Below are 5,913 nucleotides of genomic sequence, written 5' to 3' on the forward strand. Positions count from 1 at the left end.
TGGTTGCGGGAGTAGGATTTGAACCTACGACCTTCAGGTTATGAGCCTGACGAGCTACCGGGCTGCTCCATCCCGCGGCAATTTTGACCCTCGAGGGTGATTTGATCGAGGGTTTATCGTTTAGAGAGATACGTATGTGGTCTTTTCTAGGTTTGGCGGTGACCTACTCTCCCACGTCTTGAGACGCAGTACCATTGGCGCGACGGCACTTAACGACCGGGTTCGGAATGGAGCCGGGTGTTTTGCTCGTGCTATGACCACCAAACCAAGGAAAGACCACGCTGTACCGGATGTGCAGCGGGTGTCAGGCAGCGTTTCGCGAAGCGAAGCGCGTTGCCACCCCCCGTGCTCCGGGTGCGTGTTATCAACCTGCCCTTATTGGGCGGTGCTGTCAGTCGAGTACACTGTTTGTGTGTATGCTTTTGAGCCGTAACATCAGGTGTGTTCCTGTCTGTTACTGGATCAAATCAAGCCTATCGGACCATTAGTACCGGTCAACTGAACATGTTACCATGCTTACATCTCCGGCCTATCGACGTGGTGGTCTTCCACGGTCCTCAGGGATACCTTGTTTTGAGGGGGGCTTCCCGCTTAGATGCCTTCAGCGGTTATCCTGTCCGATCATAGCTACCCAGCACTGCCGTTGGCACGACAACTGGTCCACCAGTGGATCGTTCACCCCGGTCCTCTCGTACTAGGGGCAACTCCTCTCAAGTATCCTACACCCACGGCAGATAGGGACCGAACTGTCTCACGACGTTCTAAACCCAGCTCACGTACCTCTTTAAACGGCGAACAGCCGTACCCTTGGGACCTGCTCCAGCCCCAGGATGAGATGAGCCGACATCGAGGTGCCAAACACTGCCGTCGATATGGACTCTTGGGCAGTATCAGCCTGTTATCCCCGGCGTACCTTTTATCCGTTGAGCGATGGCCCTCCCACTTGGGACCACCGGATCACTATGGCCGTCTTTCGACTCTGCTCGACTTGTCAGTCTTGCAGTCAGGCTGGCTTCTGCCATTGCACTCAACGAGCGATTTCCGACCGCTCTGAGCCAACCTTCGCGCGCCTCCGTTACGCTTTAGGAGGCGACCGCCCCAGTCAAACTACCCGCCACGCAGGGTCCCGGATCCGGATAACGGACCGCGGTTAGACATCAAGAGTGCGAAGGGTGGTATCTCATCTGTTGGCTCCACAGAGACTGGCGTCCCTGCTTCGAAGCCTACCACCTATCCTGCACATCACAATCCTGATGCCAGTGCGAAGCTGTAGTAAAGGTGCACGGGGTCTTTCCGTCTAACCGCGGGAAGCCTGCATCTTGACAGGCAATTCAATTTCGCTGAGTCGATGTTGGAGACAGCGGGGAAGTCGTTACGCCATTCGTGCAGGTCGGAACTTACCCGACAAGGAATTTCGCTACCTTAGGACCGTTATAGTTACGGCCGCCGTTTACCTGGGCTTCAATTCGGAGCTCTCACCCCTCCTTTTAACCTTCAGGCACCGGGCAGGCGTCAGACCCTATACGTCGTCTTGCGACTTCGCAGAGCCCTGTGTTTTTAGTAAACAGTCGCCACCCCCTGGTTTGTGCCCCCAGCCCCTAGTTGCCTAGGAACCGGGCCTCCTTCTCGCGAACTTACGGAGGTATTTTGCCGAGTTCCTTCAACATCGTTCTCTCAAGCGCCTTGGTATTCTCTACCAGTCCACCTGTGTCGGTTTAGGGTACGGTCCTAAAGTGGGGCTATTTCCAGGGACCACTCAGCAGCCCTCCCAATCCGATAAGGAAGAACTACATCCGTGATCCGTCACCACCACATGGCCCAGGAATATTAACCTGGTTCCCATCGACTACGCCTTTCGGCCTCGCCTTAGGGGCCGGCTTACCCTGCTCAGATTAGCTTTAAGCAGGAACCCTTGGACTTTCGGCGGGAGTGTCTCTCACACTCCTTGTCGCTACTCATGTCATCATTCTCGCTAGTGATCTCTCCACCCGATGGCTCACGCCCGGGCTTCACAGAAAGGATCTTGTCCTCCATTGCATCCCGAAGGATGCAGAAGAGGATAGATCCTATATCACACTACGCTCCGCTACCATGCCTTACGGCATCCTAAGCTTCGGCTCATGGCTTGAGCCCCGTTACATCTTCGCCGCAGGACAACTTAATTAGACCAGTGAGCTGTTACGCTATCTTTAAAGGATGGCTGCTTCTAAGCCAACCTCCTGGTTGTTTTGGTCGTCCCACCTGCTTTCCCACTTAGCCATGAATTGGGGGCCTTAGCTGTAGGTCAGGGTTGTTTCCCTCTCCACTACGGACGTTAGCATCCGCAGTGTGTCTGCCATCTAGTACTCCCGGGTATTCGGAGTTTGGTTAGGATCAGTAAGCCTGTGGGGCCCCATTACCCATCCAGTGCTCTACCCCCCGGGGTATTCGGATGACGCTCTACCTAAATAGATTTCGCGGAGAACCAGCTATCTCCGAGTTTGATTGGCCTTTCACCCCTAGGCACAACTCATCCCGACCTTTTTCAACAGGTGTGGGTTCGGACCTCCAGTAAGTGTTACCTTACCTTCATCCTGGTCATGCCTAGATCACTCGGTTTCGGGTCTGATCCATCTAACTCGACGCCCTATTAAGACTCGCTTTCGCTGCGCCTACACCTAACGGCTTAAGCTTGCTAGATAGACCAAGTCGATGACCCATTATACAAAAGGTACGCCGTCAGATCGTAAAGATCCTCCGACTGATTGTAGGCGTTCGGTTTCAGGTACTGTTTCACTCCCCTCGTCGGGGTGCTTTTCACCTTTCCCTCACGGTACTGGTTCGCTATCGGTCAGTAAGGAGTACTTAGCCTTCGGAGGTGGTCCTCCGATCTTCAGACAGGATTTCACGTGTCCCGCCCTACTTAATACGTCCTATCGAGCTTCCCATACGGGGCTGTCACCCACTATGGCTGATCTTTCCAGATCCTTCTGGTCACTCTCAAGGCTCGGCTGGTCCCCGTTCGCTCGCCGCTACTAGGGGAGTCTCTATTGATGTCCTTTCCTCCGGGTACTTAGATGTTTCAGTTCCCCGGGTTTGCTCTTAAAACCCTATGTATTCAGGTTAAAAGTACCTGTTTAAGAACATTATAAACTGCCGAAGCAATTATAATGAACTTTCAGGTGGGTTGCCCCATTCGGAAATTCCTGGGTCAAAGCTTATTCTCAGCTCGCCAGGACTTATCGCAGAGTATCACGTCCTTCATCGCCTCTTACTGCCAAGGCATCCACCAAACGCCCTTCTCGCGCTTGATTTGATCCAGTAAAAGACAGGCTCGTTATAGTGCGCTACCGCAGAGCTCACTGAGCGCAAAGGTAGGGCCAAACCCATCGCGTCACTACGCTGGTTCGTGCAGTGACTTTGATACCGGATCAAAAGCATACTTTCCCGCCCACTCTGTCGAGTGGACTTGTGCGATCTCGCGATCGCACGGGTTAGTGTACTTGACTTGGACAACACTTGCTCGTTTCAACAGGGATATGACGGACCGGCCGGCTAGACTGGTCAATCACCTCTTCCCGGAGGAAGACCTGCAGAGGTTTCGCCGTTACTTCGGCAAACCAAGCAAGGTTGATTTGTATCTCTCTATACGATGTTAAATCTCGTCCGATTGGACGGATAAACACTCGAAAGTGCTTATCGGTCAAATCGAGACGCTGTCTGATGGGCGATGGTGGAGCCTAGGAGGATCGAACTCCTGACCTCCTGAATGCAAATCAGGCGCTCTCCCAGCTGAGCTAAGGCCCCACAATTTTGCACGCAAAATCGTGGGCGTGCGCGGCAGTGCATTCCAAAGGAATGTCACGGGAGCGTCACCCGGTGCAATTCTGGGTGCGAAGCTACCAATAGCGTTCACCGATCCCCTCAAGAGGGTATGGTGGGTCGAGGAGGACTTGAACCTCCGACCTCACGCTTATCAGGCGTGCGCTCTAACCACCTGAGCTACCGACCCAGAACGAGCGGTAGCCCGTTGTCTTGTTCTGAAGAGATATGAGGACGACCCGGGTCCGATGATGTGCTCTGACGACTAATCAGAGCTTGCTAAGTGTTCCACGTCATCAGCAAGCTGAATGATCCAGGAACATCCTTAGAAAGGAGGTGATCCAGCCGCAGGTTCCCCTACGGCTACCTTGTTACGACTTCACCCCAGTCGCTGAGCTCACCGTGGTCCGCTGCCTCCTCGAAAGGTTGGCGCACGGCCTTCGGGTGAACCCAACTCCCATGGTGTGACGGGCGGTGTGTACAAGGCCCGGGAACGTATTCACCGCGTCATGCTGTTACGCGATTACTAGCGATTCCGACTTCATGCCGTCGAGTTGCAGACGACAATCCGAACTGAGATGTCTTTTTGGGATTAACCCACTGTAGACACCATTGTAGCACGTGTGTAGCCCAACCCGTAAGGGCCATGAGGACTTGACGTCATCCACACCTTCCTCCCGCTTATCACGGGCAGTTTCCCTAGAGTGCCCAGCCGAACTGCTGGCAACTAAGGATGTGGGTTGCGCTCGTTGCCGGACTTAACCGAACATCTCACGACACGAGCTGACGACAGCCATGCAGCACCTGTCACTCAGTCCCCGAAGGGAACCATCCATCTCTGGATGTAGCTGAGGATGTCAAGGGTTGGTAAGGTTCTGCGCGTTGCTTCGAATTAAACCACATGCTCCACCGCTTGTGCGGGCCCCCGTCAATTCCTTTGAGTTTTAATCTTGCGACCGTACTCCCCAGGCGGAATGCTTAATCCGTTAGGTGTGTCACCGAATAGCATGCTACCCGACGACTGGCATTCATCGTTTACGGTGTGGACTACCAGGGTATCTAATCCTGTTTGCTCCCCACACTTTCGCACCTCAGCGTCAGTATCGAGCCAGTGAGCCGCCTTCGCCACTGGTGTTCTTCCGAATATCTACGAATTTCACCTCTACACTCGGAGTTCCACTCACCTCTCTCGAACTCAAGACCAGGAGTTTTGGAGGCAGTTCCGAGGTTGAGCCCCGGGATTTCACCCCCAACTTTCTGATCCGCCTACGCGCGCTTTACGCCCAGTAATTCCGAACAACGCTAACCCCCTCCGTATTACCGCGGCTGCTGGCACGGAGTTAGCCGGGGTTTCTTTACTGGGTACCGTCATTATCTTCCCCAGCGAAAGAGCTTTACGACCCTAAGGCCTTCATCACTCACGCGGCATGGCTAGATCAGGGTTGCCCCCATTGTCTAAGATTCCCCACTGCTGCCTCCCGTAGGAGTCTGGGCCGTGTCTCAGTCCCAGTGTGGCTGATCATCCTCTCAAACCAGCTATAGATCGTAGGCTTGGTAGGCCATTACCCCACCAACTACCTAATCTAACGCGGGCCGATCCTTCTCCGATAAATCTTTCCCCCGAAGGGCGTATGCAGTATTACTCACCGTTTCCAGTGGCTATCCTGCAGAGAAGGGCACGTTCCCACGCGTTACTCACCCGTCCGCCGCTAGACCCGAAGGTCTCGCTCGACTTGCATGTGTTAGGCCTGCCGCCAGCGTTCGTTCTGAGCCAGGATCAAACTCTCAAGTTGAAAACCGATTGCTCGGTTATCCTTGACGTTCGAACCTCTGCACATCTCATCCGGTGGCTAAACCGGATGAAGTCATCTGTTTGATGTGCTCCAGGTTTCCCTAAGAAAACCAGAAGCCGTACAAACAGTGAAGCTGACACTTCATCATCGGGCCGAAACCCTAGAAGCGCGATATACAGACGTTTGATCCATCGAATGAACCAAGGTCGCCCACATATCTCTTCAGATATTAGCGATGTCAAACAGCGTGAGAGACAAAAACCAGACCAGTGCGCCCTAACTTGTTCGGCGCGCCCGCCCGTCAACCTCTCGAATTTCT

Annotated in this window: 3 tRNA genes and 3 rRNA genes; all 6 read right to left on the bottom strand. The window is 53.9% G+C overall.

Annotated elements, in window-relative coordinates:
- Window positions 1-77 (bottom strand) — tRNA-Met (locus KUV62_RS22505).
- A gap of 73 nt (window positions 78-150) precedes the next feature.
- Window positions 151-265: ribosomal RNA gene (rrf, locus tag KUV62_RS22510) — 5S ribosomal RNA — on the bottom strand.
- Window positions 266-463: 198 nt separating this feature from the next.
- Window positions 464-3,293: ribosomal RNA gene (locus KUV62_RS22515) — 23S ribosomal RNA — on the bottom strand.
- Window positions 3,294-3,710: 417 nt separating this feature from the next.
- Window positions 3,711-3,786 (bottom strand) — tRNA-Ala (locus KUV62_RS22520).
- Between the two features lie 128 nt (window positions 3,787-3,914).
- A tRNA-Ile gene (locus KUV62_RS22525) sits at window positions 3,915-3,991 on the bottom strand.
- A 139-nt stretch (window positions 3,992-4,130) separates the two neighbouring features.
- A 16S ribosomal RNA gene (locus tag KUV62_RS22530) occupies window positions 4,131-5,594 on the bottom strand.
- Together the 16S, 23S and 5S rRNA genes with 3 tRNA genes alongside form the textbook arrangement of a ribosomal RNA operon.
- Window positions 5,595-5,913: the final 319 nt, after the last annotated feature.

Source organism: Salipiger bermudensis, from assembly GCF_019801965.1.
GTDB lineage: Bacteria > Pseudomonadota > Alphaproteobacteria > Rhodobacterales > Rhodobacteraceae > Salipiger > Salipiger bermudensis_A.